The 24,602-nt window shown below is 42.8% G+C and carries 19 protein-coding genes; 7 read left to right on the top strand and 12 right to left on the bottom strand.

Going from position 1 to position 24,602, the window contains the following annotated elements:
- The first annotated feature begins 199 nt into the window (after positions 1–199).
- From CLV42_RS19670 to CLV42_RS19655, 4 genes are all read left to right on the top strand, one after another.
- On the top strand, positions 200–2,383 hold the full coding sequence (locus CLV42_RS19670) for a ribonucleoside triphosphate reductase (protein WP_106603647.1): 2,184 nt from the start codon (positions 200–202) through the stop codon (positions 2,381–2,383).
- Entirely contained in the window at positions 2,376–3,053 is a 678-nt protein-coding gene (locus CLV42_RS19665; protein ID WP_211303492.1) for an anaerobic ribonucleoside-triphosphate reductase activating protein, read from the top strand. The genes CLV42_RS19670 and CLV42_RS19665 overlap by 8 nt, the downstream gene beginning before the upstream one ends.
- Before the next feature lie 264 nt (positions 3,054–3,317).
- Positions 3,318–5,291, top strand: coding sequence for a thiamine pyrophosphate-binding protein (locus tag CLV42_RS19660; protein ID WP_106603646.1), 1,974 nt, complete (start codon positions 3,318–3,320; stop codon positions 5,289–5,291).
- Between the two features lie 14 nt (positions 5,292–5,305).
- Complete coding sequence (locus tag CLV42_RS19655; protein WP_106603645.1) at positions 5,306–6,979, top strand: flavin monoamine oxidase family protein; 1,674 nt, start codon at positions 5,306–5,308, stop codon at positions 6,977–6,979.
- 71 nt (positions 6,980–7,050) lie between these two features.
- Here CLV42_RS19655 and CLV42_RS19650 read toward each other — a convergent pair whose 3' ends face one another.
- The 11 genes from CLV42_RS19650 to CLV42_RS19595 form a co-directional block, all read right to left on the bottom strand.
- The gene (locus CLV42_RS19650; protein WP_106603644.1) at positions 7,051–8,016 is read right to left on the bottom strand and encodes a DUF5007 domain-containing protein; all 966 of its coding nucleotides are present in this window, start codon (positions 8,014–8,016) and stop codon (positions 7,051–7,053) included.
- 22 nt (positions 8,017–8,038) lie between these two features.
- A complete protein-coding gene (locus CLV42_RS19645; protein ID WP_106603643.1) occupies positions 8,039–8,728 on the bottom strand; it encodes a hypothetical protein in 690 nt (229 codons plus the stop codon).
- A 19-nt stretch (positions 8,729–8,747) separates the two neighbouring features.
- The gene (locus tag CLV42_RS19640) at positions 8,748–10,217 is read right to left on the bottom strand and encodes a RagB/SusD family nutrient uptake outer membrane protein (protein ID WP_106603642.1); all 1,470 of its coding nucleotides are present in this window, start codon (positions 10,215–10,217) and stop codon (positions 8,748–8,750) included.
- Positions 10,218–10,235: 18 nt separating this feature from the next.
- Positions 10,236–13,493, bottom strand: coding sequence for a SusC/RagA family TonB-linked outer membrane protein (locus tag CLV42_RS19635; RefSeq protein WP_106603641.1), 3,258 nt, complete (start codon positions 13,491–13,493; stop codon positions 10,236–10,238).
- Positions 13,494–14,293: 800 nt separating this feature from the next.
- Positions 14,294–14,794 carry a hypothetical protein gene (locus tag CLV42_RS19625; protein ID WP_106603639.1) on the bottom strand — a complete coding sequence of 167 codons (501 nt, stop codon included), beginning with the start codon at positions 14,792–14,794 and terminating at the stop codon, positions 14,294–14,296.
- A 282-nt stretch (positions 14,795–15,076) separates the two neighbouring features.
- A complete protein-coding gene (locus tag CLV42_RS19620; protein ID WP_106603638.1) occupies positions 15,077–15,643 on the bottom strand; it encodes a dihydrofolate reductase family protein in 567 nt (188 codons plus the stop codon).
- 124 nt (positions 15,644–15,767) lie between these two features.
- Positions 15,768–16,733, bottom strand: coding sequence for a hypothetical protein (locus CLV42_RS19615; protein ID WP_106603637.1), 966 nt, complete (start codon positions 16,731–16,733; stop codon positions 15,768–15,770).
- Between the two features lie 121 nt (positions 16,734–16,854).
- Complete coding sequence (locus CLV42_RS19610) at positions 16,855–17,577, bottom strand: DUF7003 family protein (protein WP_106603636.1); 723 nt, start codon at positions 17,575–17,577, stop codon at positions 16,855–16,857.
- 109 nt (positions 17,578–17,686) lie between these two features.
- On the bottom strand, positions 17,687–19,159 hold the full coding sequence (locus tag CLV42_RS19605) for a hypothetical protein (protein ID WP_106603635.1): 1,473 nt from the start codon (positions 19,157–19,159) through the stop codon (positions 17,687–17,689).
- Between the two features lie 21 nt (positions 19,160–19,180).
- The gene (locus CLV42_RS19600) at positions 19,181–19,588 is read right to left on the bottom strand and encodes a hypothetical protein (protein ID WP_106603634.1); all 408 of its coding nucleotides are present in this window, start codon (positions 19,586–19,588) and stop codon (positions 19,181–19,183) included.
- Positions 19,589–19,607: 19 nt separating this feature from the next.
- Complete coding sequence (locus CLV42_RS19595; RefSeq protein WP_106603820.1) at positions 19,608–20,330, bottom strand: glycine-rich domain-containing protein; 723 nt, start codon at positions 20,328–20,330, stop codon at positions 19,608–19,610.
- Positions 20,331–20,443: 113 nt separating this feature from the next.
- Between CLV42_RS19595 and CLV42_RS19590 the strand changes: the two genes are divergently transcribed.
- The 3 genes from CLV42_RS19590 to CLV42_RS19575 all read left to right on the top strand — a co-directional run bounded on the left by CLV42_RS19590 (position 20,444) and on the right by CLV42_RS19575 (position 23,221).
- Positions 20,444–21,328 carry a hypothetical protein gene (locus tag CLV42_RS19590; protein ID WP_106603633.1) on the top strand — a complete coding sequence of 295 codons (885 nt, stop codon included), beginning with the start codon at positions 20,444–20,446 and terminating at the stop codon, positions 21,326–21,328.
- Positions 21,329–21,425: 97 nt separating this feature from the next.
- Positions 21,426–21,785 carry a hypothetical protein gene (locus tag CLV42_RS19585; protein ID WP_106603632.1) on the top strand — a complete coding sequence of 120 codons (360 nt, stop codon included), beginning with the start codon at positions 21,426–21,428 and terminating at the stop codon, positions 21,783–21,785.
- 416 nt (positions 21,786–22,201) lie between these two features.
- Positions 22,202–23,221 carry a DUF4240 domain-containing protein gene (locus tag CLV42_RS19575; RefSeq protein ID WP_106603630.1) on the top strand — a complete coding sequence of 340 codons (1,020 nt, stop codon included), beginning with the start codon at positions 22,202–22,204 and terminating at the stop codon, positions 23,219–23,221.
- Positions 23,222–23,757: 536 nt separating this feature from the next.
- On the opposite strand, the gene CLV42_RS19565 is transcribed toward CLV42_RS19575, so the two are convergent.
- Positions 23,758–24,327 carry a hypothetical protein gene (locus tag CLV42_RS19565; RefSeq protein ID WP_106603628.1) on the bottom strand — a complete coding sequence of 190 codons (570 nt, stop codon included), beginning with the start codon at positions 24,325–24,327 and terminating at the stop codon, positions 23,758–23,760.
- Positions 24,328–24,602: the final 275 nt, after the last annotated feature.

Below are 24,602 nucleotides of genomic sequence, written 5' to 3'. Positions count from 1 at the left end.
TTAGATGCCTGCTTGTAAAGTCAGACGGGATTGAGATTTTGCAATTTTTTTTGTGCTGAAAAACGGGCGAAAGATGGCTGGAGAATCAGTTTTGACAGTATTTATTTTCGCACGCCCTGTTAACAAGTTTTGACACGCATGCTGAATTGATAAGGTACTTTCACAGCGAAAATTAAACATATCAAAACCACTGCTAACAATGAACTACGTTATCAAAAGACATGGTGCGTTCGAACCCTTTATGCCATTTAAAATAAAAGACGCAATAGAAAAAGGGTATTTAAGTGTAAATAAAAAGTCGGATGATGTGGTGTATCAGAAAGTGATTGCACTACTGCAGGAAAGGGATGTATGGTCGGTTGAGGAAATTCAGGATCTTATAGAAAAAGAACTGTTTGCGAACGGAGATTTTGAAGTCATGAGGGCCTTTATGTTATATAGACATACCCGTAAATTACAACGAGCGCATCTGCATGATGTAGCAGAAGATACAACCATGGTGGATAGTACCCATACGATAGAAGAGTATATATCACAAACAGACTGGCGTATCAATGCCAATGCGAATACTTCTTATTCTAATGCCGGCATGGTAAATAATGTGGCTGGTAAGATCATTGCCAATTATTGGCTGAACAAGGTATATTCGAGGGAAGAGGGATATGCACACCGTAATGGAGATATGCATATTCATGACCTTGACTGCCTGACAGGATACTGTGCGGGGTGGAGCCTCCGGGCATTGTTGAACGAGGGATTCAATGGTGTAAGGGGACGCGTCGAAAGCCGGCCTCCGAATCACTTCCGGGAGGCATTAGGGCAGATGGCCAATTTCCTCGGCATTTTGCAAAGTGAATGGGCCGGTGCGCAGGCATTCAGTTCTTTTGATACCTATCTGGCTCCCTATGTTTTCAAAGACAACCTTCGTTATGAAGATATCCTGAAAGCTGTAAGAAGCTTTGTATATAACCTGAATGTGCCGGCCCGCTGGGGACAATCGCCATTCACTAATATTACAATAGACTGGACTGTACCGGAAGACCTCAAGTTACAGTTTCCTACCCAGAAGGATATTCATCTCTTCAATGGTATTACTGATCCGGTTATTGTGCAGAAGGCAAAGGACAGAGGCATTAATGAGCTTTCTGAACTAACCTATATTCACTTTCAGCAGGAAATGAATATGATCAACAAAGCCTATTATACCGTGATGACAGAAGGTGACGCAAATGGTCAGCCATTTACTTTTCCGATTCCAACATTCAATATAACGGAGGATTTTGACTGGTATGGTGAGAATACGGATCTGTTGTTTGAAAACACTGCCCGCATCGGATCTTCCTATTTCCAGAACTTTATCGGTAGTCAATATATCTATGATGATAATGGCAACCGCGTAGAGAATCCGAATGCTTATAAACCCAACGCGGTGAGAAGTATGTGCTGCCGTCTGCAACTTGATCTGCGTGAATTACTGAAACGTGGAAATGGGCTGTTTGGCAGTGCTGAAATGACAGGTAGTATAGGTGTGGTGACAATTAACATGGCACGTTTAGGGTTCCTGCATAAGGGAGATAAACCAGCCTTGTACGCTAAGTTAGATAAGCTGCTGGACCTTGCTAAATCAACCCTGGAAAAGAAGAGAATATTCATTCAGGAGATGTACGATAGAGGACTGTTTCCTTATACCAAACGGTATCTGACACATTTTCGTAACCATTTTTCTACCATCGGTGTGAATGGCATCAATGAGATGATCAGAAACTTCACCGATGATAAGGAAGATATCATTTCCGATGCTGGTCGCAACATGGCTGCCGAAGTACTGGATCATATCCGTAAAAAGATGACGCAATATCAAACTGATACAGGCAATTTATACAATCTCGAAGCTACTCCTGCGGAAGGCACTACCTATCGTTTTGCGAAGGAAGATAAAAAGCGCTTCCCGGATATTATACAGGCTGGTATGGATGCCAACATTTACTACACAAACAGTTCCCAGATTCCAGTCGATCATACAGACGATCCATTTGAAGCTTTACTGCTGCAGGATGAACTACAATGTAAGTATACCGGAGGTACGGTATTGCATCTTTACATGAGGGAAAAGTTAAGTACGCCGGGGGCTTGTCGTAACCTGGTAAAAAAGGTGCTTTCTAATTTCAGGTTGCCTTATATCACTATCACACCTGTATTTAGTATTTGTCCTGAACATGGGTATCTTTCAGGTGAGCATGAATATTGCCCTACATGTGATGATAAATGTCTTGTTTATACACGTGTAATGGGATACCACCGGCCTGTTGAGAGTTTCAATATTGGTAAAAAGGGCGAGCATAAGCAACGTGTTCATTTTATTGAAACCGCTGACCGTGGCTAATCCAATCTATAATATTACACCTTTTACATTACTGGATTATCCTGATATTACAGCCTGCATACTTTGGTTTGCAGGCTGTAATATGAGATGCCTGTATTGCTACAATCCGGATATAGTTGATGGGAAGGGGAGATACAGTTATGAAGATGCCATTAGGTTCATCCGCACGCGTAAGCAATTGCTCGACGGCGTGGTATTAAGCGGTGGTGAATGTACATCACATAGGCAGTTGCTGACTTTTTGTAAACAGCTTAAAGAGGAAGGCATGATGATAAAGATAGACACGAATGGAACTAATCCCGACGTCATTCGTGATTTGCATACGGCGGGTTTAGTTGATTACATTGCATTAGACTATAAAGCACCTGCCAGCAAATCTGCCTTCATCACGCAATCTTTATTGTACCCGAAAATTGAAACTTCTCTGCGGATGTTATTAAAAAGTGACATCCCTTTTGAGATAAGAACAACCATTCATACAGACCTGCTGAATGAAGAAGACTTGCAGGAGATGATTGTTTTTCTGGAGAAAGAAGGATTTAGGGGGAAATTATTTATTCAACACTTTGTGAATGATTCACGGACGATTGGCCAACTGCCAAATATAGTATCAAGAATAGACCCGACGAAAGTTACATCCAGTGTTATAGAAACAGTATTTAGAAATTAGTTTATTCATTGCATATAGGTTTTTTGAAAAATGATCAAAAGAGATAATGTATAGACTGGCAATATAGGCAAATACGCTACACTAACTCCCCAACATTTCCCCGATTTTTCAACCACTCGCGAACAATCAGCTGCGAACATTTGTTTACAACCTTGATTTCAACGAATTGACAGACCGTCAAAATACCGACACCATATTCATGATACCAAAACAAATTTCCACAACAAGAAGCCTCTGAATAACCAGACTCCAAAACTCCATCATATGACAACACAACAAATGGCTCAGGCTGCACGCCAGACCAGTGAAGATGTGATCGAACACGCGTTCGACCAGACTACACGCTGGACACGCGACTATGTATTCGATATCCTCAAAGACCTGGGTATCCATTACATTTTCGGCGTACCAGGCACCAACGAAATCCCTATTATTGATGGTACTTCTTATCCGGAGAATGAAGTACGCTATATCGAGTGTCTTCATGAAAACATTGCCATTGGTGCGGCAATGGGATCTGCCCGGATGACAGGTAAACCAGGTGTACTGGTTGTACACGTTACCCCGGGTATTGCCCATAGCATAGGCAATCTTTTCAATGCCTGCCGTTCCCAGGTACCCCTGGTGATTCTTTGCTGCCAGCAACAGAATGAACTGGTCACCCAGGAACCATTACTGGCATCTAACCTGGTGGATCTTGCCAAACAGTACACTAAATGGGCGCACGAAGTGCGTACACCCGATGAAATTCCATTAGTATTACAACGGGCTTTCAAAGATGCCATGGCGCCACCTAATGGTCCTGTATTCGTATCAATACCATGGGACTTTACCATGGTGGCTATTGAAGATGAAGATAAGATCAAAGGAGTGACCCGTATATCTCCACATTTTACTGGAGATGATGCGTCTATCAGACAGGCAGCGGGTATTCTCGCCGCAGCTAAGAATCCTGTTATAGTAGCCGGCGATGCAGTTGGTTACGCAGATGCCTGGACGGAATTGGAGGAACTAGCAGAGCTGTTGGGCGCACCAGTGGTATTGCAATGCTTTAGCAGCCTGGCTAATTTCCCTAATAACGACTATCACTGGCAGGGAGAACTACCCGGTAGCCAGGCGGGTATCCAGGGAGTGTTCAAAGATCATGATGTGGCATTCCTGGTCGGATTTGGTGCACAGGCACAGCTGGCAGTATATAAATATTCCGACGGACCGCTATTCCCGCCTGAACTGAAACAGGTATACCTGACTAACAATACCTGGGATATTGCGAAGAACTATTACGGAGAATCAGCAATCTTCGGTGATATTAAAGCAACACTGCCTATTTTGAACGGCTATATTAAGCCGACTCCTCCGGCAGGTGCTGCTGCCAGAAATGAACAAATGCGGCTATTGTCTGTAAAAAGGGCGGCCGACTGGGATGCGTATCTGCTGGAAGCGATGCAGCAGGAAGATATATGGTCTGTTGTTATCGCCAATGCATTGAAAGAAGAGATTGTGGAGAGGAAACTGGAGAACAACTTCGTATATGTGCATGAAGCAGTATCCGATGGTGCTCCTTTTCAATATTACCTGCCATTTAATACCACTGGCGCTAAACCAGTAAGCTATTACTGTGTAGCCGGAGGTTCATTAGGCTGGTCAATGCCGGCCTCCCTGGGTATTAAACTGGAAAATGACTCATCACAGGGTACAGGTACAAAGCTGGTGATCAATGCCGTGGGAGATGGTTCTTCGCTGTTCTATCCGCAGACTTTCTGGACAGCAGCACATGAGCAACTGCCTATTCTGTATATCATTACCAACAACCAGGAGTATCATACCCTGCAACTGGGCTTACAACAGGTAGTCGGTGCTTACGGCAGTGCGCCCGGCTATGGCTGGAAACCCAAAACAATGGATCCTCCATATCTGCGTCTCGAACGACCAAAACTCGACTTCGTTTCACTGGCCAAAGCATTTGGTGGTGAGAACGGAGAAGTAGTGGAAACGCCGGGTGCGGTGAAGGAGGCGATCAGGCGAGGCATTGAGCATGTACTCACGCAAACTACTTCCTATATACTGGATATGAGAATAGCTGGCAATACACCAACAGCTCCTTCCACATCCGATACCATCACTGCATATTACAGCAAACAACCAGTATTGGATTATTTCCACCAGGATACAGTAAAAGCAAAACTGTTGTCTGCAGGTAATGGACACATACCATCCAACATTCCTTCAATCTTCTAAAAACCATTGTCATTATGGCAAACGAACAAATCGATATCGCCATCGTAGGTGGCGGTGTTTCCGGGGTGTATAGCGCCTGGAAACTGAAAAAGCAATTCCCTGATCAGAAGATCGTTGTATTCGAAGGCAGCGACCATATCGGCGGACGTTTACTATCAGTGAAACCACCTGAAATCCCTAACATGACAGCAGAACTGGGTGGTATGCGTATCCTGGAAAATAACCAGAAACTGATCGTAGGCCTGATTGACGCCCTCAATGCAGAACTACCACCTGCAGAGCAGATCATCCGCTATGATTTTCCTGTGGATGAGCCTCAGAACCTGGCCTATCTGCGTGGTGAATACCTGCGCCTGGTTGACTTTGTTACCAGACCAGATAAAGTACCCTACAATATGTCATTCCTCGAAAAAGGAAATGGTCCGGGTACTATCATTGTTAATGCCATTGAACAGATTGTACCAGGTATCACTAATCCTGATCTGACAGAGGAGCAACGTCGTGAAATGACCCGGGAAACCTCTTTTGATGGAATACCTTTATACCAATGGGGTTTCTGGAATCTGCTGTACAGGGTGATCAGCAGTGAAGGTTACCAGTTCAGTATGGATGCTGGTGGGTATGATTCCACCCTGGTAAACTGGAATGCCTGCGATGCTATTCCCTGGTACTTATCAGACTTTGGCATTTCTCCCCAATATCAGGGCTTTACCAACGGTTTTCAGCAGGTGCCTATTGCCCTGGCAGAGCTGTTTGAAAAAGATGGGGGAGAGGTTCGCCTGGAACATCGGCTCCATGGCTTTGATTATGCAAACGGCGCGTTTACACTCAATTTCGCTAACGGACAAACTATTATTGCAGGAAAACTGATCCTGGCTATGCCTCGTCGTGCGCTCGATCTGGTACTGCCTAATAGTCCTCAGTTACAACTGATCCGGCCGTTGATCAACAGTGTCACACCAAGACCGCTGTTCAAACTATTCACCACTTATGCGAATCCATGGTGGAGAATAGCTGGTTATACCGGTCCGGATGGACAATTCGTTCCGGTACAGTCAGGCCGTTCAGTCACTGACCTCCCGCTTAGACAAACATACTACTGGCCAAACAGTGATGGTACACCCGCTGTGAATGGCAGAGCGATGCTGCTGGCCAGTTATGATGATGGTAATAACACAGGCTTCTGGGATGGATTAAGACCTCAACGTGCTGAAGCCTGGAAGACAGGCCGCTCGCATGCAAGGATCGTTGATCCATTTATCGGAGATGATGATAAAAAGACAAATGGAAAGGCTGTGACAGCAGCGCAGGGTCAGCTGAACCAGACATGGGACGAATACCAGGCTCCCCGTCGTATGGTGGATGAAGTAGCCCGTCAGCTACAACAGATGCACGGACTGGATTATACGCCGCTCGTGAAGAGTGCTGCTTTCCGCGACTGGGGCGAAGATCCATATGGCGGCGGATGGAATAGCTGGAACATCGGTGTGAAGAGCTGGGAAGTAAGAGACCAGATCACCAACCCGATAGCTGGTACACCATTATACATTTGCGGAGAAGCATACTCCGATGCACAGGGATGGGTAGAAGGTGCCTTACAGACTGCGGAGATCATGTTGGGCAAATTCCTGACACCATCTACGAATGCGAAACAAACCAGTAATGTTAGTCAGCTGCAACCCAGCTGACAGGTATTACCCAAATAAAAGAGGCTGTATCAAAGTATGATACAGCCTCCCTGAACGATTATATCTGTTAGTTAGGATTTTGTTACGTGTTTCACTCTCACCGTAACCTGATAAGTGCCTTGCTGGTAGATATTAAACTGGAACCTTGGATTTGCACTATACACCTGTCTGTTATCTGGTGCGTAACCAGGATCAGCTTTCACAAACTGACTTGGAATACGGTAATAAATCAGGTAACCGTAAGTGCTCTGCTTCAAAGGAAACGGCGTTGTCTCGAAATTACAGGTCATTGTGGAATCTGTATACACGAGTGGGTGAAACTGCGCATAAGTTCCGAAATCACTACGGTCGCCTCTTCGGATGATCTGTCCAGCTGAAGGATTAAAAGCCTTACCATATTGGTCAGTGATCTTCAGAATAATATTAGTGCCCTCATCAGAAGTCCTTACGATGCTTACATCAGGCGCTCCGAGGTCATAACTGGTAGTTGTACCATCCAGGAACAAGGCCGCTCCACCTGCGCCGATTACAAAAGGCGCATCATCCACCAATGTAAAAGAGGCGATGTTCTTGAAGGTCTTGGTACCATTTTCGTTGCTGGCCTGGATATCAAAATCATACTTACCCAGCGGTACTTTTGTAGTAGTATTATAAAAAGTAAACGCACCTGTATGGATATTGAAATCGAAAGGAGGCTTGTTCACCAGCTGTCTTTTCTTATTCAGGAGTTCTACTGTGGTGTCAGTATCCGGGTTAAACTCACCGATCCATTCATAGCGGCTGTAGGAAGCAAAGAGTGAATCTGCATGATGTCCTGTACTGTCCCTGATATCAAGCAATTTGTATACAACCGGCGCACTTGAACCATCATTACTCACTGCAACGGTTTGCTCGATCTGTCCCCGCTTTATCTCCATTGGATTATCAACATACCGTATCTGGTTACTCAGATAGCCATTTTCTACCTTTTTACAGGCAGGCGAAAGCGCAATGGCTGCAAGCAATGTATAGGCGGTGGCTTTGAATTTATAAGTCATGATAATAGAAATAAAGTAATAATTAATTGTTTAAATCCGCGAAGTAAGTGAATGTGTGATTGTTGTTCAACACATGCAATACACCCGTTGTGGTGAGAATACCCGTCGTCTGACAAAGTGCTTGTAATTCCTGTCCTTCCTTCAGGCCTGGCAGACCAGTAGAATCAGTTGGAACAGGATAACCATGTTCAGTAGCGATTAATTTGGTCAGGTAGATGTACTTTGGTTTGGTGGTGAAAACCGTACCATCTGTATAGTCAGTGGTAGGGATCAGCTGTACCAGACGCAATTCCCCATCATTGGATTTAAAGAAGCGGCCAATTTCCGTAGTATTATCTCTTGTGATCTTATCTTTAAAAAGATAAGCCCTCAGGGAATCTTTCATCACTGCATAGTTAATAGAATCGAAGGTATACACGAGGTTTTCATCGTTCAGTTTCACCCTCAGGTCTTCCTGCTTTTTTGTGATATAATTCTTGATAGAATAATCAGTGATAGCGAAGAAAGTTCCTGATGCATTCACTTCATCTTTCAGTCCTGTTCTGTCAATTAACAATAACAGTGTATCGAATAACGGATTTGTTTTTAAATAATCGTAAGTCGTCATATTCACATGCGGATCTGTAATACTACCGCCGATCGTATAGTCTTTCTTACAGGAGAAGAAAACTATCGTCATTAATATGAGTGTTCCGGAAAATATCTTTTTCATACAGCTGGTTTGAATTTAATTAGAGTTTACCCTGCCAGTAAGGAGTCTGTGCAAGTGTGTAGTCGTCTTTGAACATGGCAGGGTCGATCGGCCATAACCATCCACCTTTATTGTACTGGTCCTGGTTGAAAGACTCATTATAAAGCGTCAGCTTATTATTTCTTACAAGGTCAAAATAAGATTGTCCTTCAAAGAATAATTCTCTCAGGCGTTCTTCCAGTATTTCGGTAGCCAGGGCTTCACCGGAGCCATTGTAATCCGGAACACCCGCTCTTTCACGTACCTTATTTAACAATACGACTGCTTCTCCATCACGGCCTAACTTATTCAGGGCTTCAGCTCTTAACAGCATGATATCAGCGAGTCTGAAGATATTCAGGTTATTATTTAATCTTGGATCTCCTTTCGTAGAACCATCAGCATAGCTGATATTAGCATATTTGATCACCTGTCCGTTAGACGACTGCGGCTGAAAGAAAAATTTTCTGTAACGGATATCTGTAGTACTATCTGCTTTATAAATATTGTTTACATAGATAGTGCTTAGTGGCCATTCCAGGCGTGATTTGCCATAAATGAAAGGTTGCATCAGTGTATTAGCAGAACCGTTACCACCACCATTGATAGCGATGCCTTCGTTTTGTCCTCCATTGATATTGATCTCGAAGATGCCTTCCGCTGATTTACCGATGAATACGGATTCGTAATTGGCAGAGTCTACCAGCTGGTAGCCACCCTCGGTGATCACGGTATTGGCAGCTGCTTCACAACCGGCATAGTCGCCTTTCCATGCCCTGATATGTGCTTCCAAAGCATAGGCACTTCCCTTGTTCGCTCTTACTGCACGTTGTCCTTCATCAGTATAACCAAAGGCCATATTCTTTTCAGCAATGGCTACATCGGCGAGGCATTGTGCCAGTACAGCATCCGCAGTACTTCTTGGGATATTTAAAGCGGCATTCGCATCATAGTCGGGTGTGAGTTTCAAAGGCACGCCGCCCCAAACCCTGCTCATAAAGAAGTAGGTGAAAGAGCGGAGGAAGTATGCTTCGCCGATGATATGAGACTTGGTGGCCGGATCCACAAATTTTGTGGAATCGATGCCCGGTACTTTGGCAATGATCAGGTTTACCTGCTGCAACAGTTTATAATACTTCTGCCAGTTCCAGTAACTGCCGCCATTGACGTTCAGGCCAGTAAAGAGACCTAAAGCAACGTTGCTGTTGCCTGAGTCGTAGTTGCCATTGATCAGTAATTCGCTGGCGGGAACGTCGCCATACACATGCCAGGTATTATCTGTGATGAGAATATTCCTCAACAATGCATAAGCACCGGCGATGGCAGTGTTTGCATCAGATTCATTGGAGAAATATGCTTCTGTGAAAGTAGAATTATGTGGCTCCAGGTCCAGTATTTTACTGCATGATGATACTATCATGATGGAAGCCAGTAATAAGATGTTATAACTATGTAAGAGTCGTTTGTTCATGATCCTGTGTTTTAAAAATTATAGGCTGACATCCAATCCAAACGTGAATTTCTTAGGAAGCGGATAACCACTGCCGCTATATACACCAAAAGCATCCACCTCTTCTGCATCAGGTACGTTCTTTGATTTCTGGAAGATCTTCAGGTTATCCACGAGACCATAGATGCGTACACGCTTCAGATGCACTCTTTCCAGTAATGCAGGATTTAAGCTATAACCCAGTGATATTTTCTTGATGCGCAGGTAAGCGCCGCTTTCTACCCACTGTGAACTCACCAGTGCATATTTATAACGGGTACCCGTTACAGAACTCAAAGAAGGATACTGTGCGTTATCACCTGGATTATACCAGTAATTGATACCACTCAGGTCAGGCAGGGAGTGTGTACTAATAGAGTGCAGGGGATTTGAATCACCATCATCTGTAGGCACCAGCTGAGACAATCTTCCCGCCAGGTAGTCATTGTAGATCTGACGGCCGGAAGTGAACGTACAGAAGATGTCCAGCGTAAATCTTTTATAGTTGAATGTGTTACTGAAACCACCTGTAAATTTAGGATTTGGATTGCCGGTAGGAACATAGTCTGTTGCATCCAGTACACCATCGCCGTTGGAATCCTGCCAGATCGGGTCACCACCTCTGAATGGATAACCATAGAAGTTAAGTACTGATCCTGTTACTGGATTCACAGGTACATCAGCATCGGTTTTATAGATACCGGTTGCTTTGAAAGTATTGTAGGTGTTAATTGGCTGACCTTGTCTCAATAAGTATTTATCGAGATAGATATCACGACCACCATTAGGTAATGAGGTAATGATGTTATCGTTATGCGCGATGTTTAACAGGAACTGCCACTGGAATGGTTTGCTGGGTTTAAAGATGTTGGCAATGAACTGCATTTCCACCCCTGTATTCCTGACGCCAATGGCATTGGCGGTGTTAGTGGAATAACCAGTGGTAATAGGCACTGCCAGTGTAAAGATTCCGCCATGTGTGGATTTTACATAAGCATCCGTTACCACGCTAAAACGTCCATTCAATAAAGTGATATCCAGACCTACGTTCGACTGGCTTGTTTTTTCCCAGCTGAGATTTGGATTGGAAAGGCCTTTATCAAAATTCAGAGAGATAGCAGGAACACCATTATACGTTAATGACTGGTTGGCGCCTGTAGAAGGGTTGGTACTACCGGGGAAACCACCTGCACCAATGTTGTAGGTGTTATAAGACAGGTAGTTATCACCACCATCTGGCTGACGACCGGTTTCACCATAACTTGCACGCAGTTTCAATAAGGTAAGCCAGTTGCTCTCGCTTTTCAGCCATGGCTCATCACTAACAACCCAACCGGCAGATACTGATGGGAAATAACCCCAGCGGTTGTTTCTACCAAAACGGGAAGAAGCATCCGCATTCATTACGGCAGATAATAAATAACGTCCTTTAAAGCCATAGTTCACGCGGAAGAAACCCGTCTGAATGCCGCTCTGTAAGAGGTCTGTGCTGGTTTCAGCCAGGTTCTTGTCCAGTACAGTAACAGTCCGGATCTGGTCATTTGGAATACCTACCGCCTTTGATATTGTAGCCCTGTATTCCATGTATTCAGTGTTCTGTCCCAACAACAGGTTCAGGGTATGATCCTTACCAAATCCGGTCGTGTATTGCAGGGCATTACTCATCAGGTAGTTGTTCCTGTTTTCCACAAAGCTGGAGGCAGCACCCGTTCCATCTCTTCTCACCGCACCAGGAGTGTATGAATCTGAACGAGCGGAATGCGCTGAGTAAGATATTACTGTGTTAAAGGTGAATTTCTTAGAAATCTTCCAGTCAATGACAGGACTGATAGACAGGTTATCATCTGAGTTACGGTCTGTCTGATTAGTGGTATTACCAAAAATGAAAGCCGAATTGGCAGGTGATAAATATAATGTGGATGATGGTAATGGGCTAGAAGCATAATAACCACCATTAAAAGGACCATAACCACCTGACAGATCATTGATCGACCTTGGTCTGTCCGATCTGGAATAACGGATAATGGTGCTGATATTTAGTTTGGGAGATAAATTCAGACCAGTAGTGCTGCTGAAGCTATATCTCTGGAAACCTGATTTCTTGATAATACCCTCTTCATCATAATAGTTAAGGGAGTACCTGTAGTTGATGAGGTTAGTACCTCCGCTTACAGAGAGATCATAGTTACCAACCTGTCCTGTTTGATAGAGCTTACCCTGATAGTCATTTGCGTTGTTAAATGAAGGGTTCAGGCTATCTGTCAGGATTTGAGGAATGTTCTGCAGGTTTAAGTATTGTCCATAATGCTCGATCAGCGCCATCTTTCCTCTGCGCTCTTCTGCACCGATCAGTACTTTATCGAGCGTGGGCATATCTGTGATACCGTGATAGGCAGAGAAATCAATTCTGGGTTTACCGGTAATACCACGCTTGGTAGTGATGATAATGACACCACCAGCACCTCTTGAACCATAGATGGCCGCAGCAGAGGCATCTTTTAAGATGTCAATACTCTGGATATCATTTACCGCGATGCCCGCCAATGCGTCCGTATTTGTACCGCTACCATAGTTGATAGCTGCGATATCTTCTGTACTCTGGGGCACACCATCAATTACATATAAGGGGCCACTCAATGCACGGGCAAGGCTTGCTTTACCCTGAGCAGTAGTGAAGTCACTGTTAATGTTTCTGCTCACTGCGGTGTTACCACGCATTACCACGTTACTTCTCACGCCTGGTTCACCAGAAAAGTTCTGAACATCCAGACCAGGAGCACGACCTTGTAAGAGCGCGTCCAGAGAGGGTGTAGGAACATCCAATAAGTTTTTAGGATTTACAGAAGTAACAGAAGCTGTTACACTTTTACGTGAGGCTTCCTGGTAACCAATTACAACTACATCTTTAAGGTCTGTTTTATCGCGTCTCAGCACGATAGCCACGTTGGCATCCGGGCCTTTCACTTTATAAGTAGAAGGCAGATACCCTACGATTGAAAACGTCAGCGTACTACCTACGTTGGCTTTAATAGTAAAAGCTCCATCTACATTTGAAACTGTACCTGCTTTGGATTCTGAGATACTGATAGATACACCGGGAAGGAACGTGCCGTCTCCTCCATCTTTAATCGCCCCGGAGACAGTCACACGCGCATCTGTTGCGCCTTGTGCACTGGCAAATAAGGACATAAGGATGAAGACGAGCGTTAATAGCACGTGACTACAGCCATAGCTGTATTTTGTAAAATTAACAGTCATGAAGTAAAATTTAGTACTTGTGGATTATTACGAATTGGTTGATTAAGCCCTATTGGCATTGGTTTTAATACGGGATTGACTACTGCTTGTTCCTGTATTGTGTTGTCACTGATTTTTGATTGATATAATAATAATTAGCCTGAATGATTGTAAAAAAAAACATAGAAATACCTAACTGTAAGATTGTCCCTACAGTGAAAAATTGCTCCTCGTCTTTGTCTGTTGCGTGCTGTCTGTTTTTAGCAGATTTCCTTTTGGCTGATATTAAATTGGGAACAAGATAATACGTAATAAGGTAATAAGTTGCCAATAAATATTAAATGGATTGTAAACAATTTTAAATGGAATTTAAACAGGTCTGGGCACACTAATGCAAATATGGGAAAGCATTTTTCAGTTGATGAATCAAGCCTGTCAGATTGATGTTAAAGTCACAAAGAATGCTTCAAATGCATTTATGAATTCAACGTAGGCATTGTATCTTAAGACTACGAAAGGCAACTTTCGTAAATGACAATGTCTCAGCGCCGGCGGTGACAGTAATGGCAAGGGGGATTGACGCAGCAAATATTTTCTTAATGTTGAAGAAATTATGAATGACGGGGTTATACCTAAGTTGAGTAATGGTCAAATGCTGTATAATAGTGGAGCCAATTCAATAACGTTTAACGAAGTCAAAATGCGCCTCTGTGGAGAGGTAATATAGAAAAAGGAAGAGCCGGTTAATGCCGGCTCTTTTTGAGTGTCTTTAAAAGAATGTCTGTTGATTTAACACTTGAATAGTGTTTTCAAACTGTCAGTTAATTGATCTTCACTAACTGCTCCTTCATTCCCTCATCAACATGTTTAACATCGATAATAGTCAGTGACGGTGCAGTTGCTCCCTGCGGCTTCAATGTTTTGTAGATCTGTTTATCTGCATTGCCAACTTTCCACATACCACCAGTTAAGGGGTCCACGATTAACATGCCAATAGCTCCGCCAATCAGGATGTTTCCAAAGTACCAGCCATTTAATTTAAAATGAATAGGCACTGTAAGTTCCTCAAATCCGGGCTTAGTAAACTTTACGGTATACTCTTCCGGAGAAAAGTAACCAGCACCGGATTTCAGTCGTACGTTAGCGGGTGTATTACCGTTAAAGACTTCCCGCCCTTTTTTGTTGGTGATCACCAATTTGGCATCCCCAGGATAAGAATTTACTGTGAAGGTGTGCCGGGTACCTCCAAAAATAGTAGCGCAGGAGGAAAAGGTGAGTGCAGCGACAATAGCCAGGCCGCACATCATAGATGCTTTTTTCATGTACAGGGATTTACTCCAGGTTAAGGGTTGAATTGTTGTTAACGCTGTCGAAGATATCAATCATTTTCCGGTTTTTCAAAACAAAAACGCCAGCAACAAGATTGTTAAGCACGCCTTAATTGATAGCCGTGTTGGTGGCCATTCTTATATAAAATAGAAAAAGGATAAGCCGCCTCGATAGTAATTGAGGCGGCTTATCCTTTTGTATGGTGCTGGTTACTTCAGCATATATCAACCATCTTCCGGTGTTTGAAAGTATCGGGTGACTGGACCAGTTACCTATTAAGCCTTCTTATAATGCATACATATTACCCCATTGGTAAAGGTCTTCGAGCTGACCAACGTGAGCGGTGTTCTTTCCGACACATTTTTGAAAAGAGGTATACCAACGCCCAGTAGAATAGGGTTGACAAACAGCCAGAATTCATCTACTAAATCATATTGCAACAATGAGTGTGTGGCTGAAGGACTTCCAAATATGAGTATCTCCTTACCAGGCTGTTGCTTTAATGCCTTTACATTGTGTTCTACATTTTCACTAATGAAAACAGTATTAGGAAATTGCTCGTCCTGCATGCTCTTAGACAACACAATTTTTTCTGCTTTCTTATACCAGGCTGCATGTTCAATGTCGTGCTTGCTCGCATTGGGTTGGTCTGCAGCGGTAGGCCAATAGCCTTCCATCATTTGCCAGGTTACGCGGCCATACATGGCGGTAGCACTTTCGTTGACACGGTCACCGACATGGTCAAAGATCTCTTCATCAACTTTTATCCAATCCATTTCGCCGTTAAGACCGGCTACATATCCATCCAAAGAAACATGAAAAAATGAAACGAGTTTACGCATACGCTGCTGGTTATTGATTAATTGTAATTGTTTACAAGCAAACTTACGACCTGCATCTGATTTGGACGATGGTCAATTGGGACAACCATAAGGGCTGTTTTTGTCATATTCCGTGCCGGACAGTTTATTTCAACTTTGCAACGACACTGCTTTCAAGGAAATCTATATATGCTTGCCCTGTTTGAAAGCCACACTCCCTCAGCCATTGCTCCACCCGGCTCGTTATGTTTTCAGGAGTGAACGGCTTCTCCACCTGGAAAGTTCTTGAATCAGGAATAACCGCAATAATAATATCGGAGCTGATGGACAACTTGAAAGTATCTTTTCTCTTTTTAGGGAAAGTAGTATCTCCCCGCAATTTCATATTCAGCAATACAGAACCTTCACCTAAATTATTCGGAGGCCCGAAATCATTAATGATGGCATACACAAGGTGCTTATTCGTTGGATTATAAGCGATCAACAAATCCCCCAGCTTTGCACCGAATTTCCTGACAATATTATTACTCCCCCCGACCAGCACCAGGGCTGGTATTTTCAAGGGATTTACCTGGTCATTGCAATCACATTCCCCTTTATCAGATGATAACCCATTTCTTAAAGAGGTGGCTGAGCCAAAATATCCTTCGTATTCCCCGGATTTGATCACGCAGGGTACTTTTTTCCCATCTACCATCTGCGGCACCAGTACATTTTCCCAGGTGATGGAGTATCCTGTTGGCAGCTTCAGGAAGCCGGAATCCCGGAATCGCGCAAATACCGACAAGGCCTCTTTATAGGTCTCTTTGGACAAACATAGGTTCTTATTTGATCCATCTTTACGCACAGCCACGGCATTGCAGATATTATTCAATGCTTTCTCGTCTCCGTTCAAATCAAACGGATGATAAGATAAAGGAGTACCATCTGTATTCACATGGAGGTTGGTCTTAAACAGGATTAATGACTTGTTCAGGGCGGTATCCTTTAGCAAGAGTACTTTCTTTTGCTGGGGAGTAAAAACGCCGGATTTAGCGACTGCAAAATGCTGACTAAATGCGAATCCTGAAATCACCGACAATAACTGCAGTAAAAAGAACTTCTTTTTCATATGGGGTATGAATTTAAAGGTACAGATTGAGGTTATTTTGAAATTAGTTGTTTATGATGAGATTCCCAAATATTCGATATCCCAGTTCCTGCAGGTATTCTTTGACGTATCCCATCCTATATCAGAGACTGCCTCCATATGGCCAGTTGCTCCAATGATTATTTGCACTTTTGGTCGGTTTGTAAAGAGAGCTGTCTCCTGATTCCAGTACTGCTGCAATCATCTGAAACGTCTCATTTTCGGAAGGCCTTTCCTCTCCAGCTATATCGGGATGGTACCACTCGTCCAGCTGCATGATCTTGGGCAGGTTCTGGCGAAAACAATCATATATTTCATCTTCGACTGCCAGAAATTCCGTCTTGTATTCGGGGAGGCTTGCGCGCATAAATTCATACACTCGTATAGAAGGCGGATTTTTCAACTCAACATTGCGTGCAGCATAGAATGCAGGATCTTTGGGTATGCTGATTTTTTGATCTCTGATCAACATGGAATGTACATCAGGATTAAGTGTACCCCATTGATCACCTACGAAGACAGCGCCTTCATCGCTATCGGCTGTTACCAGCAGGACGTTGTCATTGTTTATGCCAGGTTCAAAACCAAGGCTATTACCGTATATATAGAGGCAGTTCTCTACACCGCCGTGTCCGGAGAAGCGATAGTGGTAACCCACTACTTCTACGACTATCACCCACCTTTCAAGGTCGCCAAAAACGGACAATCTTGATGTTACGGGATAAATATATCCATTGTCCAGTACGGGAAAATTGAAATCTTTAGCGCAGGCATCTAATTGCGTCAGTATGTCGTTTTTAGAAAAAACTGCTTTGTCATTCGGCATAGGAGTCAAGTTGCTGGTTTGGCTTGCCGAAGGTAGTACAAAATCAGATTCTTTTACTATAACGGTTCAGTATGATGCAATACTGAGCCGTCTTTTTATATTAATTGGTTTATACGTGTTTTATGGTTGCGTAAAATGTTTTTACGATCGTTGACTTTGGCGCTCCATTTTTCGGCACCACATCAAATGCGATCCTGACTGCAATTGGCCAATACCAGTCAAAGTATCCTGCCGGGCCGAAAGTCACCGACCAGGCATACCCTGCAGTATGAGATCCTATTTGAAAATTTGCGGTAGCAGGATAAGGGGGATCTATCAATAATACCTCTGTCCTGACATTTTGAATGTTGGCAATACTCAGGACTTCAGGATTATATACAATCTGATAAGAGCCGGGCTCCAGGCTAAAACTGTGCGTAAAATAGGATGTATCAAGCACCTCTTCGGTTCTGGTAACATCTACGATCGGTTTACCTGTTATATAAAACACTCCCATTGGCTTGTTATAGAATGGAATAAGGCCTGGAGCACTTTGACTATTACTCGTGCCTGGCACGCCGAGGCCAAGCCCCGGATCTGGGATTAATGCACCATTACTAGAGATGGTACCATTGAGGGTGATATTGGCATTCATAGTAAGGTTCACCTGTTGAGTAGTGGTAGTGCTGCCTCCGAATATTGCGCTGAATACGTTGGTGATGATTCCGGTTAAACCGTCTTTCATTCCTTTTTGTGCGGCTTCAAAAATGGAAGCAGGCAAACCAAGTTTGTTGCCATTACCTGGATGATTTGCATCATTACCTTTATTATTGTCGAAGACGCTTAATCCCGCTGCTTCGAGCGCACCTGTTCCAAGTGATCCGACATTGAAGCCGTTAGTTGTATTTGAGATAGTACCATTTAACGTACCGGTGGAAGTGCCGCCCAGTGATACGCCGGATATGTTTGTCCATTTCAATGTCCAGTTCAATCCGATCTGCTGATAAGTGCTGCTGGCTATTGAAGGATCGTAGGCGATTTCATACTGAGCAGCATACCACACTCCTGTCGCGATCTGTGTACTTTCTACTTTTGTGATAACCGTATGTTTCACACTAACATCTATCAGGTCCTGTCCGATATAGTTCAGCATATTGGAATTAATGTTATTCGGAGATAGGTTTAACCCTGAAGTCAGGTAACTTGAATTAACAAAGCCTGTTGTAGTCACATATTCATAGATACGTAGCACGCCTCTATATTTGTTATAAAGTACAAAAAATGGGTTAGCAGGTAATGACGATGCAGTAGGATTGAATTCATTATATACGAGTTCCCATCCATCAGCCGCTTTCATGTCATACCATATGTCCGAAGGGAAACCTTTCACCGAACCATTTGCCCAGGGCACAAAAATAGAGTAGCCGGGAGGAGTAGGCATATAGTCACTAACCTCCCAGTTAAAAGAATAAGCAGGTACGCCAAAGGGCTTTACGATAGCACTTATTTCAGAAGAAATGGGAAGCTTGTTTTCTTTTTTGCAACCGAAGGAAAGTAATGCGATGCAAACAGCAATACAGGTGGGTAAATGGCGCTTAAACATGGATGATGAGTTTTACTAAATTTAATTTTTTTTCCGCGAAGGGAAAATGGTAATCTTACACTGCTGTGGGGGATACAGTAAAAACAGCAGCAGGACATTAAGCGCGGTGAGCAAGCATAAAAATAAGATGGGTTTATGATGATACAGGCCCTGGCACATCCGGCTCACGGATATCAGTACAGTTAGCCATAAGAAGACGAAAGACAATTTATTTGCCCTGATTGAACTATACCTGCCAGCAAGATACAGGAGCAGATAGCCACTTATCATGTGAACAATGTACCAGATAAGAAACTGTTTGCCTGCTAAATGATATGGGAACCAGCTGGTCAGGAATAAGCTGCCATACAAACAAGGTAATAAGAGATAGCCAGCTGTGGTCAGCAGGTAGCCTGTTTTATCTATCGGTACTATATTTTGTTGTTTCATAAGTTTGTTTTTGATGTAATCAACTTCCACACCCTCCGCATCCACCACCGCATCCACTACCACACCCACTTCCGCAGCTACTACCGCAACTGCTTCCACAGCTCCCTCCGCTGCTGTCGTTGTTCTTTCTTTTTTCTCCGGTATTTCCTGAACCGGTCGCCATCAATCCGAAGAATATTATAAAACCTATGATAATGGGAGCAAACACGGCAGAGCTCTTGTTGCAGGAGGTAAGAAAGGGGAGTGGGAGTAAGAGTGGAAGGAGGAATATTCTTTTTAGGAACCGGGGGAGAAAGTTGGTAGGGGAATGTTTGTCTTCCCAGTGTTCCGGTGGTGGTTCTGTGTGAAACGTGTTGCGATAAAGATCAAGTGTATCTGCCCGCCAGTTTCTGTGTTTGTCCCTTTCCTGCGGTCCGCCTGCTGAAGGATGGTGGTGAATGTTGCGATTCAATGTTTTTCCGCAAAATTCTTCCCAGTAGCTCTGTGTGTAGATCAGGTGCAGATGCCATACCTCATCGATCACTTTGGAAGGAGAGGCTCCCTGTGGCGAGATACAACAGAGGAAGATGAACTTCCGGTATTCTTCTATGGCTTTCAACCCGAAATTATAGTCCCATTTGTTCTCCCGGGCAAGTCTACGTGAAAAGGGAAGCGGGGCATCAGGGGCATCAAAGGGAAAGGATAAGATTCTTTGCCATAGTAACTCCTGTTCTTGCCAGGTAAGCGTTGTTGTTTGATTCATAACTGTTGGTTTCATTTGTTTCTTTTTATATTAGTACAAAGCTCCCCCTGTTTGGGAAGATGGACGTATTGGAATTATCCTTTGGGGACTTATTTTCGTATTAAAATCGTATTATGACTGTAGACGAACTGGCGCATCTCGAACGGCTAATGAATTACATTGCCCACCATTTTATCAGGAAGAGCAGCTGGGAAGATGTGTCAAAAGCGGAATGGCTTTATATTTCAGGCGAATTCAACAAGTTGATGCAGAAGGGAAAGCAGCTGCAGGAAGAAGCTGCCTTCCTGGGTGATAATTACTTCTATGAACACCTCATTATCAAAAGGCTGAAAGCTGCAAAGACGGGAAAAGCGTTAGCCGGTATCAGCAGTCCAAATTTCGGGAAAATGAATACGATATCCGAAATACTGGGTTATGACAGCTATATGGATTTCCTCCGGAGTGTCGCTACCGTTTTCAGTTTCCATGAGCTCAAGATCAATATTCCATCAGGAGTGGTCAACACTGCATTGTTAGACCATCTAACAGGATACTGGTATTGCTATAACAGTAATCTGCCGCTGACTGGCCCCGGTGTTAAAGAGGAGAGAGTAAGGCGTTCCGCCATGGAGATCTATAAATCCGGCGATGAATACCTGGTGGAACGCAGTGGCAAGGACAATCATATGTACTACGGCAAGATCACCGCTTATGCCGACTACGTTTTCATCATCATGAATAGCACCACTTTCATCCGCCAAAGGCATTTTATTGGCCGGGTGAAAGATGCTACCCGTAAGCTGAAGCAAAAAGATTTCAGTGTGAACCAGATGAATTTTGTAAGTACCTGTGTCAGCTTCAGCGAAGATCCGGTAGCATTAAACGAAATATTTGACCGCGTACCTGCGGGGGACTTTGAGAAGCTATCGGTTGATTTACCTTTAAGCAGTCCTGAATTGCCAACTCATATCCTGCAGCAGCTTAGGGATAAAGGCTTGCACCAGATTACGGATTATTGATTATGCCTTTAAGAGATATAAGATTGAAGTTGAAACCGTCAGGGAAAACTTGTTCCTGAACAAGGCATTGATTTATTTGATAACCAGGCATAGAAAAATGAACATCCAGGATCTGAAAGATATATTTGATCTGGCAATTTATAACAGATTTAGAATGGGCAAGGCAATTGCCGCGGAGCTGGATCCAACGGCTGCACATCTGAGAAGATGGATAGTTATTTACCAGCCGGAAGACCGGTCTTTGAACATAAACATACCAGAACACGTCTATAATGTTCACGATTTTGAACTTGAGAAAGAGAAAATGACTGAATTCATCGGAGATGAAGATTTAATAATGTGCAATGAACGACGATATTATTTAAATACTGTGGAAGAGCTCATAAATTTGTTGCTTGATCTTCATATTAATCCGAAGCTGCTAACGTACCCGTGGCGATGCGATTGTCCCTTCTAAGCAGTCGGTATTATAGGAAAGAAGTTTATTTTTTCGGTTATGAGAGTATTATCACTTGTTCCATTACTCACACTACTGCTCAATGCATGTAAAACGGATAGTTTTTCAGTTATGTCAAAGAAAATGGAAGTATCCCGTTCGGTTAAAAACAGCGCGTGGAAAGGAAGAACTTTTCACGACATTCGTATGCAGGTATTTAAAAATGGGCACTTTAATGCCCTGATCAGGGACATTGATACGTTGCATGCACTCCAGTCATACGATATTCAGTCAGGGGCTTTTTATTGCATCAATAAAGACAAATTTTATTTTATCAGATACGGCCAAATATCCGGTTACTTTATCAGCAGATAACCATAGCTTGTATTTCCGCAGTGTCAAAAAAATCTTATTATTGCATATTATTCTTATTCCCTATGCTCCTTTACTATCCGGATGAAATTCTTTTAGCAATACCTCACAATACGGAATACTACGAAGGCTGGATTAATCATGAGACTGAATACCTGACAGTCAAGCGCCACAAAGAACATTATAAATTACCTGAAACACCTTTGAGTGCTCATGATCTCGCCGTCGGAGATATTGTGAATGTCGTGTATGAAAACGGTACTTATTTTTTTGACGGTGTTGTTGAAGAATCAGGCTATAGTGCAGTACGTTTAAATATCGCACAAAAGCAGAATCGTAAAGAGGTATATGATATGATAAGCAGTCTGCATGGCGAGATAAATGTTCTCTTCGGCCCGGATTATCTGAGAATAAATATTCCTCCACATGTAGACTATGGGCCCTTAAAAGAATATTTTCTTGCAGAAGACCGAAAAAGGAACATTTATTTCTGGGAGACATGTATCAGGAAAAAGCATCTTTTTGACCTCAAAGCAATCAATAAATTCAGCTTCTGGGACCTGATTGAGGAATCTTATAAACAGTCTCACGGAGACAAACATCAACAGGTAGTCATACTTACGGACTTATTACGGCAATTCAGCCCCGAAATAATAATTGAATTTGAGAAAATATTCCGTGAGCTGATCATAGAAGCAGATACTTATAAAGTAATGGCTGCACTCAAAATCATTGATGGAGTAGTAAGCGACGATTCATATCTCTATTTCAGATGCTGGTTAATATCACGGGGCAGAAGGCTATTCAATGAAGTAGTTGAGAATCCTGATTATCTCGCCAACTATGATATCAGCATTGCTAATGACATAGACCATGAGGCGCTAATGTATGTTGCTACAGATGCCTATAAACAGAAAACTGGAATCGGGAAAGAAAATGAATCATTCCCCAGGAGTATTGCTTATGCCGCGGGGCTGGATTATGACTATGGCGCTCCTTCTACAAAAGGGGCTGACTGGACAGAAGAAGAATTACCTATGCTTCTTCCCAGATTATGGCAGCACTACAACGGACCATCCATTTAATTTCTCTTTGTATTGATTCAGGGCAAAGTTCATTTTACCCTGTAACAGCCGAAACGACGAATAAAATCAATATATCTTTAACCTTTACGTTATTCAAAAATGCAAACGATAACGCGCATATTTAAAGCGAAAACTAAGTTTTTTCATCTCCTTGTGGTTTTCCTCCTCGCTTTTCTTACATGTACAATAATGTTTGCTCTAATTATCCCTCTGATATATTGGATGATACTTGGAGAAAGTGCGGAAGCAACAAAAATTGAGAGTTGCCCTTGAACGCATTTATAGCTAATTGGGGAGCTTTGATTGTAGTTTTAATTGTTAGTTTAATTCTAGGATTGAAGCATGCCAGTAAAGGAACCTTTGGTGATGCAAAGTCTTATTTTATTGCAATGTTGGTCCTTATAATACTTTATTTTTTCAGACTGTCGATAGGAAATCTCATACTTTCGTAATCCTTCTTTGAACTACTGATGGTGGCCCTTAGAACCTGATTGTGATTTGGCTTGTTGAAGGTAGTAGAAAGTTGTGTTACGGTATTATAGACTTTCTTCCATCTTTGTAACGTTGAAAGTTTTTTGAACAGACTGGAAATCTTTTTTGAACGAAAAGAATGAATTGAAATAGAATCTGCTATATAAAGATACAAAAGTTGTATCCTCCGGTACATAAGTAAGGTAAGTATATTTTTGAGCTATACCTGCATCAATGAATGTTTTATACCAACGTCGAGGGACCCAGACAATTCTATTCTCCGACTCAGGAGGTTCTGGGTTAACTTTCTCGGGATTAAATTTTTTAAGAAAAATCTGATAATTAATAAAATCGTCGCCATTTATTATTGGTTCATTCTTTTTCAATATTAAAATGTCCAAGAGAAAGTTTTTTATTATATGTCTAACTTGGCCTTTATTATGGACAGTAGCAATAGCCTCTATTAGTATTTTCGAATCCTGGCGTCCTACAACTCTTAAATCAATATCAAATTGAATCTTAGGTTTTCCATCTCCATTTAGGATAAATCGCCAGAATGTCCATACTCCACCAATCATTATGGCCAAACAGGTAAGTACATTTTCAAGGAATTGTGATTTTTCCAGTGTTGTCATAAGTGCAGGATTTTAAACTGAAATATTCCATGGCTTATTCTAAGAAGTCCATTACTCCCAATTTAAGCATCAATCTTGTTTTAGGCAATACCAACTAGTTTGTATATTATGTGTGCAATTTCCAAACTAATTTGGGCTTGTAGGTATGAAAGTCGTCCCTAATATACAGGCTGCTGATCCCAGGGCTGCCCGTATCTACCCCCACCATCATCGTGTTTTGTGAATATTTAGCCCATGTCCCAAAATGTATAATTAATGTCCTTTGAGACAAATGA

The organism is Chitinophaga ginsengisoli, from assembly GCF_003014595.1.
Taxonomy (GTDB): domain Bacteria; phylum Bacteroidota; class Bacteroidia; order Chitinophagales; family Chitinophagaceae; genus Chitinophaga; species Chitinophaga ginsengisoli.
This window is presented reverse-complemented; position numbering and strand designations above follow the sequence as displayed.